21 protein-coding genes are annotated in these 19,321 nt (G+C 45.3%); 14 read left to right on the top strand and 7 right to left on the bottom strand.

All coding sequences use genetic code 11. The annotated features are described in order from the left end of the window. Positions 1 to 20: 20 nt before the first annotated feature. The 3 genes from E5329_RS05475 to E5329_RS05485 are packed head-to-tail and all read left to right on the top strand — an operon-like array spanning position 21 to position 3,140. Positions 21 to 971, top strand: a complete 951-nt coding sequence (locus E5329_RS05475; protein WP_135988588.1) for a 2-hydroxyacid dehydrogenase — start codon at positions 21 to 23, stop codon at positions 969 to 971. A 21-nt stretch (positions 972 to 992) separates the two neighbouring features. Further along, positions 993 to 2,435 carry an FGGY-family carbohydrate kinase gene (locus E5329_RS05480; protein WP_135988589.1) on the top strand — a complete coding sequence of 481 codons (1,443 nt, stop codon included), beginning with the start codon at positions 993 to 995 and terminating at the stop codon, positions 2,433 to 2,435. A gap of 54 nt (positions 2,436 to 2,489) precedes the next feature. Beyond that, positions 2,490 to 3,140, top strand: coding sequence for an L-fuculose-phosphate aldolase (locus E5329_RS05485; protein ID WP_135988590.1), 651 nt, complete (start codon positions 2,490 to 2,492; stop codon positions 3,138 to 3,140). 122 nt (positions 3,141 to 3,262) lie between these two features. On the opposite strand, the gene E5329_RS05490 is transcribed toward E5329_RS05485, so the two are convergent. After that, complete coding sequence (locus E5329_RS05490; protein ID WP_168356532.1) at positions 3,263 to 6,061, bottom strand: protein kinase domain-containing protein; 2,799 nt, start codon at positions 6,059 to 6,061, stop codon at positions 3,263 to 3,265. A 200-nt stretch (positions 6,062 to 6,261) separates the two neighbouring features. Between E5329_RS05490 and E5329_RS05495 the strand changes: the two genes are divergently transcribed. Further along, on the top strand, positions 6,262 to 6,963 hold the full coding sequence (locus tag E5329_RS05495; RefSeq protein WP_135988592.1) for a C40 family peptidase: 702 nt from the start codon (positions 6,262 to 6,264) through the stop codon (positions 6,961 to 6,963). Between the two features lie 29 nt (positions 6,964 to 6,992). On the opposite strand, the gene E5329_RS05500 is transcribed toward E5329_RS05495, so the two are convergent. Next, positions 6,993 to 7,253 (bottom strand): hypothetical protein, encoded by a 261-nt coding sequence (locus E5329_RS05500; protein ID WP_135988593.1) that lies wholly within the window; start codon positions 7,251 to 7,253, stop codon positions 6,993 to 6,995. 244 nt (positions 7,254 to 7,497) lie between these two features. Between E5329_RS05500 and thyA the strand changes: the two genes are divergently transcribed. From thyA to E5329_RS05535, 7 genes are all read left to right on the top strand, one after another. Then, complete coding sequence (gene thyA / locus E5329_RS05505) at positions 7,498 to 8,346, top strand: thymidylate synthase (protein WP_135988594.1); 849 nt, start codon at positions 7,498 to 7,500, stop codon at positions 8,344 to 8,346. Positions 8,347 to 8,404: 58 nt separating this feature from the next. After that, positions 8,405 to 8,902 (top strand): dihydrofolate reductase, encoded by a 498-nt coding sequence (locus E5329_RS05510; protein WP_135988595.1) that lies wholly within the window; start codon positions 8,405 to 8,407, stop codon positions 8,900 to 8,902. Between the two features lies 1 nt (position 8,903). After that, positions 8,904 to 9,854, top strand: a complete 951-nt coding sequence (locus E5329_RS05515) for an AEC family transporter (RefSeq protein WP_135988596.1) — start codon at positions 8,904 to 8,906, stop codon at positions 9,852 to 9,854. Between the two features lie 140 nt (positions 9,855 to 9,994). Continuing rightward, a complete protein-coding gene (locus E5329_RS05520) occupies positions 9,995 to 10,390 on the top strand; it encodes a DUF262 domain-containing protein (protein WP_135988597.1) in 396 nt (131 codons plus the stop codon). Positions 10,391 to 10,392: 2 nt separating this feature from the next. Beyond that, the gene (locus tag E5329_RS05525; protein ID WP_135988598.1) at positions 10,393 to 11,115 is read left to right on the top strand and encodes a hypothetical protein; all 723 of its coding nucleotides are present in this window, start codon (positions 10,393 to 10,395) and stop codon (positions 11,113 to 11,115) included. Further along, positions 11,093 to 11,299 (top strand): hypothetical protein, encoded by a 207-nt coding sequence (locus E5329_RS05530; RefSeq protein WP_135988599.1) that lies wholly within the window; start codon positions 11,093 to 11,095, stop codon positions 11,297 to 11,299. Before E5329_RS05525 ends, E5329_RS05530 begins: the two co-directional genes overlap by 23 nt. 59 nt (positions 11,300 to 11,358) lie before the next feature. Further along, positions 11,359 to 11,994 (top strand): hypothetical protein, encoded by a 636-nt coding sequence (locus E5329_RS05535; protein WP_135988600.1) that lies wholly within the window; start codon positions 11,359 to 11,361, stop codon positions 11,992 to 11,994. Here the strand turns inward: E5329_RS05535 and E5329_RS05540 are convergent, their stop codons facing one another. Both E5329_RS05540 and E5329_RS05545 read right to left on the bottom strand, forming a co-directional pair. Further along, a complete protein-coding gene (locus E5329_RS05540; protein ID WP_135988601.1) occupies positions 11,995 to 12,306 on the bottom strand; it encodes a hypothetical protein in 312 nt (103 codons plus the stop codon). Then, positions 12,228 to 12,590 carry an acyltransferase domain-containing protein gene (locus tag E5329_RS05545; protein ID WP_135988602.1) on the bottom strand — a complete coding sequence of 121 codons (363 nt, stop codon included), beginning with the start codon at positions 12,588 to 12,590 and terminating at the stop codon, positions 12,228 to 12,230. The genes E5329_RS05540 and E5329_RS05545 overlap by 79 nt, the downstream gene beginning before the upstream one ends. 294 nt (positions 12,591 to 12,884) lie before the next feature. Between E5329_RS05545 and E5329_RS05550 the strand changes: the two genes are divergently transcribed. After that, positions 12,885 to 15,167 carry a flagellin N-terminal helical domain-containing protein gene (locus E5329_RS05550; RefSeq protein WP_135988603.1) on the top strand — a complete coding sequence of 761 codons (2,283 nt, stop codon included), beginning with the start codon at positions 12,885 to 12,887 and terminating at the stop codon, positions 15,165 to 15,167. A gap of 91 nt (positions 15,168 to 15,258) precedes the next feature. Here E5329_RS05550 and E5329_RS05555 read toward each other — a convergent pair whose 3' ends face one another. The 3 genes from E5329_RS05555 to E5329_RS05565 form a co-directional block, all read right to left on the bottom strand. Further along, positions 15,259 to 15,675, bottom strand: a complete 417-nt coding sequence (locus tag E5329_RS05555; RefSeq protein ID WP_135988604.1) for a GNAT family N-acetyltransferase — start codon at positions 15,673 to 15,675, stop codon at positions 15,259 to 15,261. 105 nt (positions 15,676 to 15,780) lie between these two features. Continuing rightward, positions 15,781 to 16,392 (bottom strand): hypothetical protein, encoded by a 612-nt coding sequence (locus tag E5329_RS30440; protein ID WP_275443047.1) that lies wholly within the window; start codon positions 16,390 to 16,392, stop codon positions 15,781 to 15,783. Positions 16,393 to 16,534: 142 nt separating this feature from the next. Continuing rightward, the gene (locus E5329_RS05565) at positions 16,535 to 16,723 is read right to left on the bottom strand and encodes a DUF6440 family protein (RefSeq protein WP_135988605.1); all 189 of its coding nucleotides are present in this window, start codon (positions 16,721 to 16,723) and stop codon (positions 16,535 to 16,537) included. A gap of 315 nt (positions 16,724 to 17,038) precedes the next feature. Between E5329_RS05565 and ilvB the strand changes: the two genes are divergently transcribed. Beyond that, positions 17,039 to 18,757 carry a biosynthetic-type acetolactate synthase large subunit gene (ilvB, locus tag E5329_RS05570; RefSeq protein ID WP_135988622.1) on the top strand — a complete coding sequence of 573 codons (1,719 nt, stop codon included), beginning with the start codon at positions 17,039 to 17,041 and terminating at the stop codon, positions 18,755 to 18,757. Positions 18,758 to 18,772: 15 nt separating this feature from the next. Beyond that, positions 18,773 to 19,318 (top strand): acetolactate synthase small subunit, encoded by a 546-nt coding sequence (gene ilvN, locus E5329_RS05575; RefSeq protein ID WP_135988606.1) that lies wholly within the window; start codon positions 18,773 to 18,775, stop codon positions 19,316 to 19,318. The last annotated feature ends 3 nt before the right edge of the window (positions 19,319 to 19,321 follow it).

Raw genomic sequence — 19,321 nt, forward strand, 5'->3', positions numbered from 1 at the left:
CAGAGAGGTGGAATGGAACAATGAAATTATTAATAAGAGCGCCTTTTGCAGAAAGTGAAAGAAAAAGGCTGGAAACCTATTTTGATGAGATTATCTATGACCCATGGACCAGGACAGGAGAGCGTTATTACGAAGACGAGATGCTGGAAGTATTGAAAAAAGAGCAGCCGGATGCGCTGATTACAGAGCTTGACCGTATCACGGAGAAGGTTCTGGAGGGATATGGGAAATTGATCTTCATCGGGGATTGCCGCGCAAACCCGGCAAACATTGACGTGGAAGCCTGTAAGAGAGCAGGCGTGCCGGTGCTGTGCACCCCTGCAAGAAATGCGCAGGCAGTTGCGGAAATGCTGACAGGCCTCCTTGTGGCCTACATGCGGAATATTATTCCGGCAGTGCAGTGGGTGAAAGACGGTAAATGGGTGGAAGGAACGACCCCTTATTATACTTGGATGGGAAACGAGCTGTATGGGAAAAAGGTTGGATTCGTTGGATTTGGCGCGGTTGGGAAGCATGCGGCCAAGATTTTGGAAGCATATGGATGCGAGATTTTCTTCTATGATCCATTTGTGGATTTTGTCAAGGATGCCTATAAGAAATGCGGATTAGAAGAAATATTCGAGAATTCAGATATTATATCCATTCATCTTCCAGTCATTGACAGTACCAAGGGAATGATCCATGCGGAGCTGTTGGCAAAGATGAAGGAAACGGCCATATTTGTAAACACGGCCAGAAGCGCAGTGGTTGAAGAGCCGGCGCTGCTGGAAGTATTGAGAGCGAAAAAAATCAGAGGAGCGATTTTGGACGTGCTGTCTGTTGAGCCGCCAACGGAAGATGCTCTTGAGATTGCAAAATTAGACAATGTACTCTTAACGCCTCATATCTGCGGGGCCGCCTATGAGGTGACGGATCATCAGTCGCTGATTATGACAGAGAAGGTGGCTGCATGGATGAACGAGAACAAATAAAAAGAAAGGGAGAAGAAGCGGGTGGAGAATAATTATCTGGTTATGGATATGGGAACCGGAAATTCCAGAGTCGCGCTTGTATCTGCCGACGGAACCATCTGGGGGATCCATAGCTACGTGAATCAGTATTACGCCGATAAACTATATGAAGACGCGCAGTATTTCCTTCCCAAAGAGTGGGAAAGAAATTTGGTGCGGGGATGCCGGGAATTAATGGAAGAATTTCCAGGGCATCCAGTGAAGGCCGTTACTTCAACCGGAGCCAGACAGAGCATTGTTCTCTATAATGCGGATGGGGAGGCTTTCATGGGCCTTCCGAATATTGATAACCGGGGCCGCGCATGGATGAACGAGATTGAAGATCGTGAATTTATCTATGACCGGACGGGGAGATGGGTGACGGAAGATTTTCCGGCGGCGAAACTGATGGGGTATAGGAAAAAGTACCCCAGAGAGTTTCAAAGCATTGCGAAAATTACAAGTTTGAGCGAGTGGATTGGCGAAGTGTTTACAGGAAAACTCGTGATAGAACCCTCTCAAGCATGTGAAACGCAGCTATTCGATATTCAGGAGAGAAAGTGGTCAGAGAGGCTTTGCAGGGATTATGGGATATCAATAAGCCTATTGCCGGAAATTGCGAAAGCGGGAGACCGTTTGGGAACCATCAAACAGGAGATTGCAAGTGAGCTTGGAATCAGTGAGAACGCGGAGTTTATTGTAGGTGGCGCAGATACGCAGATAGCGGTGGAAGGCATTGGAATCGGCGTTGGAGATGTGGCCGTTGTATCAGGGACGACTTCGCCGGTGGTAACCATTACGGATTACAAATATTCCGATGAACAAAAGAGGTGCTGGACAGATTCCAATTTGAGAGGAGAGACCTATCAGATAGAGACGAATCCGGGTGTAACCGGTCTGAATTATCAGAGAATGAAAGAGATGTTCTTTCCGGATATATCGTATGAAGAATTAGAAGAGAATATGGCGCGGCAGAGAGAATACGTATGCACCGCTTCATTCTCATCCCTGCATTTTTCGGAAAAACGCTCTTTGAAAAAGGGAGGATTTGTCACGAAGGCGCCCTTTGACGCCGCTTTGAGAGCCGTTGATTTTGCCTGGGCGGTAGTGGCGGATATTGCCTGTTCCATCTATGTGCAATATAATAGTCTGTGCGGGATGACAGGGCATAAGAAGGATTACCTCTTAGGATGCGCCGGCGGATTCCGTTCTAAGATGTTATGCCAGCACCTGGCAGATCTTACAGGCAAGAAGCTGATTATCAGGGAAGGATTTGAGCAGGCGTCCATTCACGGATGCAGAAAGGTTTGTAACCGGCATTATGGAATAGATACAGAAGAGAAGACGGGTGACAAGGAAGAAAAAGTTTATATACCCTGTGAACAGAGTTTAATTCATGCATATTATGAAGAATGGCTCGCAAACCGTCAGGCATTGAATCCCTGAAAACGGGAATGGAATATAAAAACATTATAAGTGAAGCAGAAAGAAGGAGACAAAATGGTATTACAGGAAGAGAGAGAACAGATTGTAGAGTATGGGAAAAGGATGAGCGGCGACGGACTTTCAGCCGGGACAAGCGGAAACATTAGTATTTACAATGCCGAGAAAGGCTGGATGGCAATCAGCCCGTCCGGAATCGGGTATTTCGATACAAAGCCGGAGGATGTTGTAATTATGGATTTAGATGCAGAAATCATAGACGGCGCGCGCAAGCCCTCCAGTGAGTGGGCGTTGCATGCGGCGATGTATAAGGCGAAACAGGACTGCAGGGCCGTTGTACATACCCATTCCATGTACTGTACCGTATTTGCGGCGCTGCGTCAGCCCTTGAAAGCCGCCCACTATGTAATTGCAGACGCAGGCGTAGATACGGTTCCCTGCGCTCCCTATTGCACGTTTGGGACGCGGGAGCTTGCGGACGCGGCAGCCAGTACGATTGGCGGCAGCAATGCGGTTCTGCTTGCGAACCATGGCCTGCTGGTCTGCGGAGGAACCTTGAAGAGCGCATATTCTCTTGCATGCGGAATGGAGTTTTGCGCCGAGGTAGAGTATCGGGCAAAAACAATTGGCAATCCGGTTTATTTGTCAGAGGAAGAGATGGCAAAAGTGCTGGAAGGCTTCAAAAGCTATGGACAACCCAAAAAATAGTATAAATGCCAGCCCGCTTCTGTATAGATATAGCAGAAGCGGGCTGAATCTGTCTGCGCCTCTTTCAATGGGGAGACGACGTTTTTGCGGCTGCTATTATCTCGTTGCAAGGCGGCTGCTATTTACTGAAGCGTTTGCTTCATGCGGCGATACAGGTCAGCTGCTTCTTTCCCTTCGGGCAGATCGTTTGGGGTGACATGACTGAAATAGACCCGGGCCAGAAGCAGGCTGTGATCCTTAAGCAGCCGGTAGCGTTTTTCCATCAATGCAGAGATGCGGAGCATCAAAAAAGCGTATTGCCGGGGAAAGGTGTTTTGGCGGTAATGATTCAGCGCCTGATGGTAGCAGATGGCTGCCTCTTTCAGCATTTCCTGGGGACGTTCTGCATCCAGATATTTTTCCATAAGAATATCGCCCAGTTCTATGCAGGCGTTGGCGTAAATGGTTTTACCTTCTGACAGCTTGGCCTTTTTGAGTAAATCCTCTCGGGCTTTGGACAAATTTTCTTTGAGATCGTCTTTTGCCTCCGCAGCGTATTCATCCAGTATCCGGTACAGGCTTAGAGCCCCACTGGCGCAGATATGTTTCTTTTCCCCGGAAATCTGCTGCAGGGCGCCTGCCAGATTCAGGATTTGCAGTATGAATTTCCAGACGTTGTCCTCGGAATTATGTATCGGTGCGTCCAAAGAACCAGCCCCGCAGGATGAGGATTTTAAGCTGGTGATTCTTTCGCTGACGTAAGCCTGCAGCATGTCTGGAAACTCTTCTTTCAGAAAAAAAGATTTTTCTTCTACAATTACCTGCAGGGTTTCGGGCCTGCCATTGGCTTCGGCAGCTTCATTGATGATTTGTTCCAGGAACAGCTTCCTGCATTCCGGGGAAGCCTCTGCTGTGCTCTGCGCCTGGTGGAGGCTTTCTTCCATTTGGATTCGTGTATCCGGATCCTGCTGGTATTGTAAAGCAGCCTGAAAATAGGGCAGTGACTCATAGACCCTTTCCGAAAGAAAAAGGTTTCTTCCTTTATTATATAATCCTTCCGGCAATGAGCGGTCATAAGACAGGATTTGATCGCAATAAGCTAACGCACGTTCCGTTTCGCCCAGTCCTTCACAGCAAGCCACCAGGTAATCCAGGCATGAGAGATACATATCGCAGGCATGTCCGGTGAGGTTTTCGGTGAGTTTGTTCTGTTCCCAGTATTCTTTCATAGAAATTAGCTGTTCCAGCATGGGCGTATAGTGTTTCCTGGGGTCATTGGTAAAAATTACATTGGTGAGCTGTCTGTACACGTCTGAGAGCAAGGGACCGTATTTTTCCTGCAGCTGACAGTCCAATTGCAGCAGCAGTTTTAGATGCTTTGTCTGTGCCGTGCTGCCGAAATTGCGCTGATATTGTTCAAGATATTCCATAGCCCCATAAAAATCTCCCAGGTTGTAAAGACTGACGCTTAAATACATAAGCTTTGTTTGGGACTCATCTGTAATGCCTTCTTCTTCCATTTTTCGGACGGCTGTCTGAAAATATTTCCGTGAATGGGTGATGTCCCGGCCGGTGTACAAGCACATGGCGCAATAATAGATCGCTTCCCAGTCATTGTGATTGTATTCCAGATATTTCTGAAAGCAGCTTCGGGCCTGTTCAAATTCTTTTAAAGCATAACAGGCGTACCCGATGTGTTTTAAAAGTTCTTCTTCGTCCGGCTGCTTTTTGTAAAGGGAAAGCAGCCGGACCTTGGCCTTTTTCAGTTCATGTATGCGCCCTTGCCTGCAGAGAATGTCAAGCTCATTTTTGATGGCGGGAAAATCATAAGGGTTGATAGTAAGGGCCTGGCAAAAGCACTGGAAAGCATCTTCCCGGCGATCCATGCAGCGGAGTGTGATTCCCTTGCTTGTCCAAAGATAAGAATTTCTGTCCCCGTCATAGGCGATTGCCTTCTCGTAAAGGGGAAGCGCCTTCTCAAACATTTTCTGGTTCCGGTATATTTCTGCCAGGCTGCAGCAGGCGTCCGCCAGGAAGTTATCATTATTTGTTTCTTCGGCTTCTAACAGCTGAGAAAGCAGCCGATCTGCTTTTTGGTATTCGCCAAGAATTGCCCAGTCGCATGCCTTTACTCTCAGCCAGTTCTTTTCTTCCGGGTCTGCGCAGCAATGTCCCTTTTCGTCAAAGTCAGAGGGAAGATGTAAAAATTCTGTTAATAAATCCATTAATTGCTGAAAAGACTGTATTCTGTCTTTTGGCTGTTTGGCAATACAGCCCTGTATGATATGCTCTAACTGCTGTTCCTGAGAAGTGCGCGGCTGTCTGTCGCCTTTTCCGCAATGAAACAGCATTTCCATCATTTTTCCAAGGCTGAAAATATCGTCGTCGGCATGGAAGGCCGGAGTTTGTAAAGGATATGTGCCGCCAATGAGGTCAGCTATTTTGACATCGCCGTCCCAGGTAAAAAGAAGATTGGCAGGTCTTAAGTGTCCGTGCACAAAAGGTTTTCCTGGTTCGGACAGGTATTTGCTGCAATGGCTTATGCCAAGGCAGACAGATAATGCGATGGATGCTATTTTATCCGCAGAAACAGGCGCTCCGCTGGCAATCAGGGATTTTAATGAGTTTGGGAGCCATTCCATTACGGTATAATATCCGGATTGGCTCTGTTCAAAGCGATAGAGTTTCACTACATTTTTATGCGAAGGAAGATTTAGTAATTTTTTTGTTTCTGTCTGGAAAGCATCTGGATTCTGAACTTTGGATGTTTTCAGCACGCATGGAACCTGGCTCCATAAATCATAACAGTAATAAATCTGGCCCTGCCTGCCGGGATTTTGGCTCAGAATCCGGTAACGGTTCTCCAAAATGTCTCCGTCTTCATAGGGGGCGGACAGTATTTCCTTCATTTCCCGTGTAATATCTGAATAGTCGGCATTCATAACATACAGCTCCCTTATTTTAAAATTAAATTGCATATTACATTTGTAACAATTAATGAAGGCGAAATCTGGCAGTTTTTGGAGAGTAACTCCGAAATCTGAAATTTTTTCTGGCACAGTCCAAATCCCGCCTGGCGCATATAATATTCTGAGGGGAGATTTGGAAACATTAACAGAATTAGAAATGGGAGTGAGTAAAAATGGGAAAGATCAACAGAGATGTTTTGATAGAAAATTGTAAAAAGTATCTTGGCAGGCCCTATGTCTGGGGCGGTGAGAGTATGGAAGAAGGCGGGTACGACTGTTCCGGACTGCTTTACCGGGTGCTGCAGGATTCTGGATTCCAGGTGGGACGCACCACTTCCCAGGGGTATAGGGCCATAGGAAGAAAAATCCCGCTTGCCGAGAGGAAAAAAGGGGATTTGCTGTTTTTTGGAACCCCTGAACGGGCAGTCCATGTGTCCATCTGTGATGAAAATGGGAAAATGTATGAATCGATTGGAAGATCTATTAATACCAAAGAGAATCCGGGGCTGGGCGTTACCTATTCGAACATCAGCCGCAGAAATGATATGATAGAAGTGCGTACCTTGTTTGATCAAAATGGTGAGGCGGTCACAGACAAAGAGCCTGAAAAAGTTAGCAATTATCAGGTGGGCAAGGTGTATACTCTGCAGGCGGAAATGAAGGTGCGTACCGGGGCCGGAACCAATTACCGGGCCAAAAGCTACAGCGAGTTAACGGCCAATGGTCAGAAACATGATTCGGATCGGGACGGTGCAGTAGACGCGGGAACCAGGGTAACCTGCACAGGAGTGAAAACCGTTGGAAAAGACATTTGGATACAAACGCCTTCCGGATGGATTGCTGCAGTTTATCAGGGAAAAACCTATATCAAATAACAGTTTGCCTGTAAAAAGCTGTGGAAGGATTATTCCTCCACAGCTTCTTCTGTTTGCAGACCGCTGAGATATTCTGTCAGAGAGCTTAAATCTACTTCTGTCTGGGTGGGATTTTCCGCGTCTTTCTGGTTAAAATATCCGAAAGCGGAATATCCAACCCAGCCTACGATTACAACGCAGACAACGGTGCCGCATGCAGCCGCCGCCGTGCGCCTCATTTTCTCACGTTTCATAATCTGTTTGCGGTTTGCTTTTTCTTTTTTATACTGGTCTACTTTTTTCTGACTCATAGCCATTCTCCTTACATTGTAATATATGAGCGGTTTTTGGCTCTTAATCTTTTACAGTATACACTATTTTTGTGAAAAAATCTTTAAAAAAAAGAAAAAAAATAATTTTTATAAAGGCGCAGGCGTGCAGTTAGTCATGGCGAGGGCTTGTCTCAGGGAATGGGCTTGGAAGAAAGGCTTGAAATTGGATAGATTTGTGTTATGATAATCTGGATGGAAAAATAAGTGGAACAAGGAGAATTCAATGAGTTTAGCAGATCATATTTTTATAGAAATGTGTCGGGACATTCTGGAGCATGGCGTCAGCACAGAGGGAGAAAAGGTGCGTCCCCACTGGGAAGACGGAACCAGCGCCTATACCATTAAAAAATTCGGAGTGGTCAACCGCTATGATTTGTCCAGGGAATTTCCGGCGATTACCCTGCGGAAGACAGCCATCAAAAGCTGCACTGATGAAATGCTTTGGATTTGGCAGAAAAAATCCAATAACATCAAGGATTTGCACAGCCATATCTGGGATGAGTGGGCAGATGAGACAGGCTCCATCGGCAAAGCCTATGGATATCAGATGGGAGTGAAGCATTCCTATAAAGAAGGGATGATGGATCAGGTGGACCGGGTGATTTATGATTTGAAGCATAATCCTTTCAGCCGCAGGATTCTGACCAATCTGTATGTGCACCAGGATTTGAGTGAGATGAATCTTTATCCCTGCGCCTACAGCATGACATTTAATGTGACTCAGAAGCCGGGACAGGAGAAGCTGACCCTGAACGGGCTTCTGAACCAGCGTTCTCAGGATGTGCTGACGGCAAATAACTGGAATGTATGCCAGTATGCGGTGCTGATGCATATGCTGGCCCAGGTCTGCGGAATGGAAGCGGGAGAGCTGGTGCATGTGATTGCGGACGCCCATATTTATGATCGGCATATTCCTCTGATTGAGGAACTGATTGGGCGGGAAACATATCCTGCGCCAAAATTCTGGCTGAACCCGGAGGTGAAGGATTTCTATGAATTTACAAGGGATGACGTCAGGCTGGAAAACTATGTGACAGGCCCGCAGATTACGGATATTCCAGTGGCGGTTTAAGCTGTGGATGATGTTGGGCGGATTGCGGAACCTGTGTTTTGGATTAGGAGGACAGACAATGAATTTAATTGCAGCGGCAGATAAGAACTGGGGCATCGGCATGGACAACAAATTGCTGGTGCGGATTCCCGAAGATATGAAATTTTTTCAGAAAATGACCACTGGCAAAGTGGTAGTGGTGGGAAGGAAAACATTAGAAACCTTTCCCGGCGGACAGCCCTTGAAAAACAGGACGAATATCGTGCTGACGGCCAATCGGAATGTTAAGATAACAGGCGCCGTTGTGGTACACAGTATGGAAGAGCTTTTGGAAGAACTGGAAAAGTACGACAGCCAGGATATCTATATTGCCGGAGGGGAGAGCGTTTACCGGCAGATGGCAGATTTGTGCGATACCGCCTATATTACGAAAATTAATTTTGAATATCTGGCGGACGTCTGGTTTCCGAATCTGGATGAAAAGGAAGAGTGGGAGCTTGTAGAGGACAGCGAAGAGCAGACCTATTTTGATCTGGAATATTATTTTCTGAAATATCAGCGGAAGAAGGCGCAGTAGCATGGAAAACTTTGTGTTCAGCATCAACGTGACGATTCCGATATTCCTGGTAATGGCGTTGGGATGGGCCTTAAAGCAGATGGGAATGCTGAATGATAATTTTGTGACAGTGGCCAACAAATTTAATTTTCAGGTGACGCTGCCTGTCCTGCTGTTTCGGGATATTTCTTCGGTGGATATCCGGGCTGTTTTTGATTTGCAGTATGTGCTGTTTTGCGCTTTGGCAAGTTCCGCCTGTTTCTGGGTAATCTGGGGCGGCGCGAAATTATTTCTGAAAGACGGTTCTATGAGAGGAGCTTTTGTACAGGCGTCTTTCCGCAGCAGTGCGGCGGTGATGGGGCTTGCCTTTATTCAGAATATTTACGGGCAGTCGACAATGGGGCCATTGATGATTGTGGGCGCGGTGCCTTTGTACAATATTTACTCGGTGATTGTGCTGACGTTTGAGGGGCGGCAAAGCCAGAATGCGGATAAGAAGGAAAAAATCAAGGAAGCCTGCATTAATATTCTGAAAAACCCCATAATTATCAGTATATTTTTAGGGCTTGCGGTTTCACTGTGCAGGATTCAGTTTCCGCTTCTGGTAGATAAAACCATAAGCAATGTGTCCCAGATGGCAACGCCGCTGGCGTTGATTACCCTGGGAGCAGGATTTGAGGGCAGAAAGGCTTTGGCAAAACTCAGGCCCACATTAGCCGCTTCTATGATAAAGCTGGCGGTGCAGCCTCTGGCATTTTTGCCCATAGCCATAGCCCTTGGATTTGATGGAGAGAAATTGATTGGGATTCTGATTATGCTGGCCTCCCCCACCACTCCAAGCTGCTATATTATGGCAAAAAATATGGGGAATGATGGGACGTTGACGGCCAGTATTGTGGTTGCGACTACGCTGCTTGCGTCTTTTACTTTGACAGGATGGATTTTTCTGCTGAAGACTCTTGGGAGTATTTGAAATTATTTTTTTGGGATAAAGCATGTAGATTCTCTGAAAGATTTATGCTAAGATAAAATCTAAGAAATAGAGATATTACGATGCGCTTGTGCAGCCGTATACGACAGCTAAGGAGGATATTTGATGAATGACATGAAGGGATGGGCATTCAGCAGTATAAAACAGATATTGGATTTCGGACACTGGTGGAAAGTGTAAATGAAAATCTGTATATTATACCAAGGTATCAGAGAAAATACCGCTGGACGAAGGAACAGGTTTCTTCCTTAGTGGAATCTTTGATTTTCGGTATGCCGATTCCTCCGATTTATACGTGCAGAAATGAAGACAATCAGTTAGAAATACTGGATGGGCAGCAGCGGATTATGAGCCTGTTTTTTTACTATATTGGCTATTATTTGGATAATAGTAAGAACAGTTGTATTAATTTTTCGGAACTTGTGATAGATAATAGATCATTTAAGGATGCATTGATGGATCAGTTTGCATTAAAAGAGCTTCATATTGAGTTAGAGGGGGAAAAGGGAATTCGGTAAATGTGGATTATTCTGCACTGCCTTTAGAAATGAAAAGGCGTGTGGATTATACATCCATTACTGTGATAGAGATAAAGATTGATGATAAAAAACAGCGCTCAAAAATTTTAAGGAAGATATTTGCAAATTTAAATGCAGGCGGTACGGTATTAACATTACAAGAGCAAAGGAATGGAATATATGGCTGTGCCTTTTATGATATGTTGCAGGATTTCAACAGGCATAGCAGCATTTGGAGAAAGATATGGGGGAGGGAAGATGCAGGGGAACGTGATATGGAGGCTTTGCTGCGGCTTTGCGCATTGAGGAATTATGTCAATATTATAAAAAAGCAGAAAAGTTTTGATTTCGTAATAGAAGGGTATCAAAGTTCCTATGCAAAATTATTAGATCGGTTTTCTGAGGAGGTCATGGAGTATAATGAAAAACAGATAGCGGAATACAAAAACAGCCTGGTAAAATTTTTGGATTTGTTTAAAGTGAATGTAACGCAGTCATCTAAAGTAGCTCTATTGGAGAGTTTTTATATTGTTTATGAAAAACTGGACGTTCATAAATATATAACGCCTGCAATATATAATGACGTTTTGAAGAATCCAAAATATATTGCAAATGCAAAGCAAGGTACTGTAAAGATGAAAAGTATGAACGAAAGGTGGAAAGCAGTATATGAAATTTGGACTGGAGACGATAAATCATATCGTGAAGAAAATACATTCAAATGAACTGCCTTACGGAGACAATGTGGTCATTGGAGATAATTCTAGCGGAAAAACATTGTTATTAAAACTTTTTATCGAAATGGTAAGGAATGACCAGGCAGTATATTTCATAGATGCAGTAAACAGGGGATTTGATGTTAAGGAAGAAACATATGGATATACTAATGCCAAAGAAAAAATAATCTGAAAGCAGTTCTGGAAGAGAGTACAGATGGATATTGTATGTATTGTTTTTCAAGAATACGAGTGGATGAAAAATTATATGCTAATTTAGAACATGCGATTGAAAAGGGAAATTCTCAAAAACTGATTGATTGCGTGCCGGATATAGGGTTAACCTGCTCCGTATGCAATCAGACATTTAAGCGTATAGGAGAAAAGAAGAGAAAAATATCGAAATCTGTTATTAATGAATATGAGAAAAATAGCAGATGTTCCCTCATAAGCCGGAAGCAATGTACGATGCCTTGCCAGGCATTGAGGGAATTGCAGAAAAGTTACAGTAGTCTGCCAGGGGCGGAAATTCTATTACAGCCAATGGGGATAAGGGGCAGCGATTCAAATGAAATGCAGGCTTTGCAGTATAATGTTATGAAGATGGAATTTGAGCCAGCAAAAAACAAGCATGCATATTCACAGAAAGAACTTAGATTTATCGAAACGCATATCTATAGATTTCGTTTAAATGATCCAGAATACCGATCACGTCAATTGTTTGATTTTATCAGGAATGTTATTGATAACAATGGAAAAATGCCAGCCTATGAATTTAATAATTTAATTGTAAAGTTGTTTCGGGAGAAACTCTCTGGAAAGCCACGGGAAGAAGTATTAAAAATTTGTGAGAGTATTTTTGTTATTACATTTCCTAAAATGCAGTAATTATAATATGGAAGCTTTCATAATTCCATACGCACATCCAACAGTTTTGCCATCCAGAAGCAGTTCTTTGACCTTTTTTTGCAGGCTGGTTTCTGCAGGCAGGTTTTGGGCGTCTGTATCAACCGGAACCTGGAACAGCCATTCGATATATTCCTGATCCGCCCTGTTTTTCTGGAGGATGTTAAAACGTCTCTGGAAGGATAATATACGGGAGGTTTCAGATAACAGCGGCGTCAATACCGGTGACAGCAGCCATGAATTGCTGGTATAATGTTGGTATTCATAACCGCCGTAATATGTCTGGAAAAACATTTCATTGTGCCAATATAAATTGCTTTTGGAATATGCTGCGAAAGGTAGTGGGCATATACCCGCCGGGCACATTCTAATTGGCAGTACAGCATCTTTATCTGATCTGTATCCTCTTCCCATATAGATTTCAAATGTTTGTAGGAAGAAGCCGCTGTCTTCATGTCCATCAATTGTTCCAGATAGAAATCAATCTGCGTGAAATCCATTTGCTCACCGGCAGCGTTCAGTTTTTGGATGATCTCAGCCTGCAGGCCAATCAGATCATATAATTCATGTAATTTCATATTCGTTTTCTCCTTAGATTTTGGTGAATTGAAATTGAAATGGCTATGTGTTTCCACATAGCCATTTGTGCAATAACTCCATGGGAGTTGTTAACGCTTTAAGCAGTCCGCTTTACAGTAGGGCTCACCATAATAGTATCATACCATATTCCTGAATATAATCAATCGCTAAGTGTATCCTGATTATTTGCCACAATTTATTGATTTCCTATAATTTTTTGGTATAATACAAGGTAATGAGAGAACTTTCAAAAGGTATGCCTATGGCAAATAAATCTAAAAGGAGAAAATGCAATGATTATTCAACATAATCTAGCAAGCATGGGGGCTTTCCGCCAATCCAAGGTTACCTCTGCCCGGAAGGCCAAGACATCCGAACGTCTCGCCAGTGGCTATCGCATCAATCGTGCGGCAGACGATGCGGCTGGCCTTTCTATCTCGCAGAAAATGCGTGCGCAGATTCGCGGCTTAAATCAGGCAAATGAGAATATACAAGACGGCATCAATTTTGTGAAAGTTGGAGAAGGCGGAATGCAGGAGGTACACAAAATTCTCCAACGGATCCGTGAGCTGTCTGTCCAGGCAGCGAATGATACAAATACGCTGGGGGACCGCAATGCAATCCAATTGGAGATTGATGCCCTCTCAGCAGAAATTAGCAAGATCGCATATGGCACCTCTTTCAACGGGCATCATATGCTCTGTGGAGAAACTGCCGGAGTAGTAGGAGGTAGTGGCAGCATTGGCACGGGCTCTGTGATAGGTGGCGCCGTCTCTGATGCACTCTCCAATCGCACTACTTATGGCGGTTCTGGAAATGATTATATGGGCTCTGCTATCTGTAACCCCGATGGCACCATCGTTTTCTGCGGAAGGACAACCAGCAGTGACCAGGATCTGGATGGTGTCGGTTCAGCATCAGGAGTGCAAAGCGGATGGGTCACCAAGGTTGGGACGGACGGTGAGGTTCTTTGGACGACAAAGGTAGATAATGCTGGAAGGGAAACTTTTAATTCCATCACTGCTACAGCAGACGGTGGATATTTGGCGGTAGGAAGCAGCAATGGGAGCCCTTTTCTGGCAAAGTTGGATACAAATGGAAGTGTTGCATGGACATACCAGTTTCAATGCAGCGGCACAGATAACAATGCCAACAATGCATTTCTCATGCAGGACGGCAGCGGGCATGTCTTTCTCTCCATTCAGTCATTTGATGGAAATGGTATCAGGGACGGGAGAGGCAATCCTTTAGGAGGAGCGGCTCTGGGCGGCCGGGATGCAATCATGCTGGTGATTGACCCTTCGGTCAACCCGAATGATGATTATGATGCTTTTGAGAAAAAGGCATATCGGGTCGGCGGTGATGGGAACGAACAAATTGCCCGGCTCTATCCTACCTCAGATGGTGGATACATCGGCGGAAACTATACACTCACGACGAATTTCGTGCAGAGCAATAACGATGGCAGCATCAGCAAACCGCCGGCAGATCAAATCGGAAACGGCAGCCACAGCGCCTTTATTACGAAGTTTGATAAGAATGGGGATGTGGAAAAGATATTGCGGTTCGGGGATGACCATGCCCCAGGCACAATTCACAACAGCGGAGAAAACATCAATCAAATTATAGAGACCTCTGCCGGAGAGTATCTCGTGGTCGGAACAGCCAAGATTTCGGATACTGTGGGGACAGCTGCACCCTCCACTGACGAAACAAATGGTTCAAATATCTGGGTCATGAAGCTGGACAAAAACTTGACCCCTATTTGGAGCAGATCCTATGGAAGCAGCAAAGATGATGCTGGAGGCGTCGTTGTTGAAACAGAAAAGGGCTTTGCCATTGCCGGAAAAGTAGGCGCAATGGACAGGGATGTAACCCAAAAGCCTGGGTATTCCGGGGAGAACGCATGGGTATTTATGATTGACAAGGACTCCGGTGATATTATTTGGGATGAAGTGCATGGCGGAAGCAGAAACGACTCTTTCAACTTCATCTTTAAGGACGGAAACGGCGATATTCTGCTGGGCGGCAACAGCAGCTCCAATGACGGGGACATTGCAGGCAAAAACAAAGGAGACAATGATGCATGGTTTCTCAAACTGGATGGGCAGACGGGTGGAAACGCACCATCTTCCGGCGGCGGTACAGGCGGCGGGTTATCATCCGCCAAAAATGGTTTTATCTATCTGCAGGTGGGCGCATACAGCGGGAACTTCTTTCGAATTGATTATGCCGATATGCGCACCACAGCGGTCTTTGGCAAAGATGCGGTTTTGAATGTGATGAGCCATAGCGCTGCCCAAGAGGTAATCTCCTTGTGCGATCAGGCCATTGGTTATGTTTCTAAGCAAAGAAGCCGCTACGGCAGCTATCAAAATGCACTCGAGCATCTGTATGCTGCCAATGCCATTACAAGTGAGAACGTATCGGCATCTGAAAGCAGGATTGCTGATGCCGACATGGCAGATGAGATGGTGGAATTTTCACGCAGCCAAATTCTTGAGCAGGTAAATTCGGCTGTCATGGCTCAGGCAAATATGGCGAATCAGAGCGTGATGAAGCTATTACAAGGTTAATGTTCCATCCTTATTATGAAAGCCTTCGGCTTCCATAATAAGGATGGCCATGCGGCCTGCCATCTGGCAGGCCGAGCATGATGGCAGTTTCCTATAAAACTTTTCTAAAAAACATTTCCATAGGCTGGTCAAGCGGCGTATTATGGAACACTAACCCACCGCAATCTATATACCCTAGCTTTCGATATAAATGCTGCGCTTTTTCATCAACCTGTGTGGAAATCAGAGTCATCAGATAGCCTTGACGTTTCATCTCATTTTCCCAATTAAGGATTGCCTGCTTTGCAAATCCTTTCCTGCGGTATTCCTCTTTGATGAATATCAAATTCATAAATGGAAGGTTATCCCACAAAACACAATGCGCTATGGTTCCGATCTGTTGGTTTCCTTCCCAAATAACGTAACCGGATTTTGTATATACCCGATTGGCGAAACCTGTATCATCAATATGCTTATCAATGCTCATGACAAATTGTTTGTCATTATTTGTTACGGCTTTTATTTCCATCGTTTCTTCTCCCTATGTTACCAGACATGGTAAAGTCTGATTTTTGGAACTATCCTTCGCTTGCCTTATCAACCTGCGATTGAATCACACAGCAAACGCATACAATTATCCGTAATAAGTTCTGTCAAGAAAATCATTTACGACACGTTGGATAGATTTTTGCAGCAATCCCTCCAGAAGCTTTTGTGCCGTATCCTTATCTGCAAGCTGGGCGGTTTTACATTGGCAGGGGCGATTTGCCCAGGCGCTGCCAAACTGCATAAATGAAGTTACCTTCGTCAAGGTTTTTGCACGATGGATAACGGCATTATATTGAATGTGTTTAAGCGTTTTAGAAAGCTGTGCATACTCATCCCAACTTACTGTTTGCGTTATAATTTCCAAACAGGGGAGCAAACGGGAAAGTTCCTGTTCTATCTGCGTTTTATATTCGCCTGCTTCATCGACCAAAAAAGCGGCTATTTTATCAAAGCGCACACCTAATTGTGGGTCATATAGAGGGCACCCGAATTTTGACATAACAGATGAAAAACGTTTCATATCCGTCTGTTCCATCGAATAGCAATCAAAACGAACTGTGTGCGGAGTAGTTGAGATTTGGAAGGAGCCATGTTCTGGTCTCTCATAATGGAAGGGGTCAGGGGAATTCCATCCATGGAAAGCGGCTGCTGTTTCTTTCAAAATATCCTCTATTGGCAGGACTTCCAATCCCTCCATTTCCTCATGGTTGCAGCAGGCGTTTTGATAGACAGCAGCAGGATCTAAGTATCTGCCGTCCTGATATTTCCAAAAATTTAAATCAATGCTCATATTTGCTTCACGCTCCAATTTCATGTTCTAATATGCTGCTAATTTTGCTTTACTTGTGCAAGTCGCTGATTACAGGCTTGCCATCCGCATCTAACAGAGGGCTTAATCCTCCTGCGTACCCTGCTGCCACAAAGAGATAATTGACGCCGGTTTCCTTATCGACCAGTACTATTTTTAATCCTTTTACAAGTGCATTGTCTTCTTTATATATCGTTTCAAAACGGTTATTTTTTTCCATGGTTTTTACTTCCTATAGAAAGAACTGTTCCTAAAAATTTTATTTTAACGTGCTCCTTACTCTCGCCAGCCATTCGGGTTCCGATTGCAGCCGTAACGCAACTCATTCTAATCATCCCTGTCTGTATTATACTATAATTGTTTCTCAGGTGAAATAAGTTTCTTGTTTTTTTACAGATTTTTCGGGCGCTGCATCTCCTGAACCAAAATTTTGGATAAATTTTAAGATTGGTTAAGAATGCCACTTTTCCAAAGCTGAAATTTCTGCTACAATAGAGCAGATACAGTAAAAAAAGCAGAGGTGAATGTTATGGCGATGGATATAACAGGAAGAAAATTATTTGTAAAAGCATTGCTGGAAGAAGGGGTGGACACTGTGTTCGGCTATCCCGGCGGCATGGTAACAGATATTTTGGATGAATTATACAAGCATGAGGAAATTGAGCTGGTGCTGCCAAGACATGAGCAGGGGCTGATCCACGAAGCGGAAGGCTATGCGAAGGCAACCGGCAAAGTCGGGGTATGCGTGGTAACCAGCGGCCCGGGGGCCACCAACGTGATTACGGGCCTTGCAGATGCCCATTACGATAATATCCCGCTGGTATGCATTACTGGCCAGGTGCCCTTAAATCTCATTGGAAATGACGCTTTTCAGGAGGTGGATATTGTGGGCATGACCCGCAGCATTACCAAGTATGGGGTTACCGTCCGTGACCGGAGAGAATTGGGGAAAATCCTGAAAATGGCCTTTCACATTGCCAAAACTGGCAAACCGGGGCCGGTGCTGATTGATCTGCCCAAGGATATCCAGACGGCCCAGGGGCCGGGAGAATACCCAAAGGAGGTATCCATCCGGGGATATAAGCCGAATGAGAGCGTCCATGTAGGACAGTTAAAAAAAGGCTATAAATTGCTGAAGTCAGCCAAAAAGCCCTTATTTCTGGTGGGCGGGGGCATCAATATTGCCAGAGCCAATGCGAAAATGTTACAGCTTGTGGAGCAGACAAAGGTGCCTGTTGTGACTACGATTATGGGGAAAGGCGCCATTCCCACAGATCATCCCTATTATATTGGAAACAGCGGCATGCACGGAAAATATGCCGCGAATCTGGCAGTGGGTCAGTGTGACGTGCTGTTTTCCATCGGCACCAGGTTCAATGATCGGATTACCGGGGATTTGAATGAATTTGCCCCAAATGCCCAGATTGTCCATGTGGACATTGACACAGCAGCCATTTCCAGAAATGTAGTGGTAGATGTGCCCATTGTAGCAGACGCCAATCTGGCTTTAGAGAAGCTTCTGGAGTGGGCGGAGCCTCAGGACACCCAAGAGTGGCTTTCTAAGATTCAGGAATGGGATCAGGAAAATCCCCTGGAAATGCGCAGGGACAAGGGCATGACTCCTCAGATGATTATGGAATGCATCAATGAGCAGTTTACTGAAGGAATTATAGTTACAGATGTAGGGCAGCATCAGATGTGGGCGGCCCAGTACATAGAATTGAATGAAAAGAAACAGTACATCACCTCCGGCGGCCTTGGAACCATGGGCTTCGGTTTTCCAGCGGCCATCGGGGCCAAAATCGGCTGCCCGGAGAAACAGGTGGTGTGCATTACCGGAGATGGCGGCATGCAGATGAACCTGCAGGAGCTGGCTACCGCCATGGCTCAGGACGCCAATGTGATTGTGTGTATCCTGAATAATTATTATCTGGGCATGGTGCGTCAAATGCAGCAGCTTTTCTATGGAAAACGCTATAAGGCCACCTGTCTGCGGCGGAGAAAAAACTGTCCCAACGACTGCAAAGGGCCGAATCCGGCCTGTCCCCCCTATGAGCCGGATTTTGTGAAGCTGGCGGAAAGCTATGGAGCCATGGGCGTCCGTGTCACACAAGAGGAGGAGATTGCCCCTGCTTTGGAAAAGGCGAAAGAACAGAAGGTTCCTGTTTTTATTGAGTTTATGATTGCTGCGGAGGAAATTGTGCTGCCGATGGTAAAAGGCGGCAATCCCATGACAGAAATGATTTTGAAGTAGGAAGGGGGAACTGGAATGAAGAACAGATGGATTGCATTGTATGTGGAAAATCAGGTGGGCGTCCTGGCGAAGGTATCCGGGCTTTTTTCCGGAAAATCTTATAATCTGCAGAGCCTGACGGTGGGAACTACGGAGGATGAAACGGTTTCCCGGATGACGATCTGCGTGACCAGCGATGATATTACCTTTGAGCAGATTAAGAAACAGCTGAACCGGATGGTGGAAGTGATTAAGGTCATTGACCTGACAGATATGCCTATCCATATGAAGGAAATCCTTTTTGCAAAAGTGAAAAACTGCTCTGTGGCAGACAAGGCGGAGCTGTTTCAGATTGCACAGGTGTTTCATGTGGAAGTGTCAGACATCGGCACAGACAGCGTACTTTTGGAGTGTAAAATGACGGAGCGGCGCAACAATGAGCTGATTGATTTGCTGCGGAGTAAATACAGGCATATTGAGATTGTGCGGGGCGGAGGAGTGGCTATTGAGTCCATCAGCACTTCCTGCGCCGGAAGATCGGAGTATTTCCGGCTGTCCCATCAGCCGGGGAACGGAGCGTGAGAA

This window comes from Petralouisia muris, assembly GCF_004793545.1.
In the GTDB taxonomy this organism is placed as follows: domain Bacteria; phylum Bacillota; class Clostridia; order Lachnospirales; family Lachnospiraceae; genus Petralouisia; species Petralouisia muris.

Excerpts from the sequence above, each read along its gene's own strand:
- E5329_RS05475 (WP_135988588.1), top strand. The coding sequence starts at position 21 with ATGAAATTATTAATAAGAGCGCCTTTTGCAGAAAGTGAAAGAAAAAGG.
- thyA (WP_135988594.1), top strand. The coding sequence starts at position 7,498 with ATGAGTTTAGCAGATCATATTTTTATAGAAATGTGTCGGGACATTCTG.
- E5329_RS05510 (WP_135988595.1), top strand. The coding sequence starts at position 8,405 with ATGAATTTAATTGCAGCGGCAGATAAGAACTGGGGCATCGGCATGGAC.
- E5329_RS05500 (WP_135988593.1), bottom strand. The coding sequence starts at position 7,253 with ATGAGTCAGAAAAAAGTAGACCAGTATAAAAAAGAAAAAGCAAACCGC.
- E5329_RS05490 (WP_168356532.1), bottom strand. The coding sequence starts at position 6,061 with ATGAATGCCGACTATTCAGATATTACACGGGAAATGAAGGAAATACTG.
- E5329_RS05545 (WP_135988602.1), bottom strand. The coding sequence starts at position 12,590 with ATGAAATTACATGAATTATATGATCTGATTGGCCTGCAGGCTGAGATC.
- E5329_RS05495 (WP_135988592.1), top strand. The coding sequence starts at position 6,262 with ATGGGAAAGATCAACAGAGATGTTTTGATAGAAAATTGTAAAAAGTAT.
- ilvN (WP_135988606.1), top strand. The coding sequence starts at position 18,773 with ATGAAGAACAGATGGATTGCATTGTATGTGGAAAATCAGGTGGGCGTC.
- ilvB (WP_135988622.1), top strand. The coding sequence starts at position 17,039 with ATGGATATAACAGGAAGAAAATTATTTGTAAAAGCATTGCTGGAAGAA.
- E5329_RS30440 (WP_275443047.1), bottom strand. The coding sequence starts at position 16,392 with ATGGAGGGATTGGAAGTCCTGCCAATAGAGGATATTTTGAAAGAAACA.
- E5329_RS05485 (WP_135988590.1), top strand. The coding sequence starts at position 2,490 with ATGGTATTACAGGAAGAGAGAGAACAGATTGTAGAGTATGGGAAAAGG.
- E5329_RS05565 (WP_135988605.1), bottom strand. The coding sequence starts at position 16,723 with ATGGAAAAAAATAACCGTTTTGAAACGATATATAAAGAAGACAATGCA.
- E5329_RS05550 (WP_135988603.1), top strand. The coding sequence starts at position 12,885 with ATGATTATTCAACATAATCTAGCAAGCATGGGGGCTTTCCGCCAATCC.
- E5329_RS05555 (WP_135988604.1), bottom strand. The coding sequence starts at position 15,675 with ATGGAAATAAAAGCCGTAACAAATAATGACAAACAATTTGTCATGAGC.
- E5329_RS05515 (WP_135988596.1), top strand. The coding sequence starts at position 8,904 with ATGGAAAACTTTGTGTTCAGCATCAACGTGACGATTCCGATATTCCTG.
- E5329_RS05540 (WP_135988601.1), bottom strand. The coding sequence starts at position 12,306 with ATGTTTTTCCAGACATATTACGGCGGTTATGAATACCAACATTATACC.
- E5329_RS05520 (WP_135988597.1), top strand. The coding sequence starts at position 9,995 with ATGGGCATTCAGCAGTATAAAACAGATATTGGATTTCGGACACTGGTG.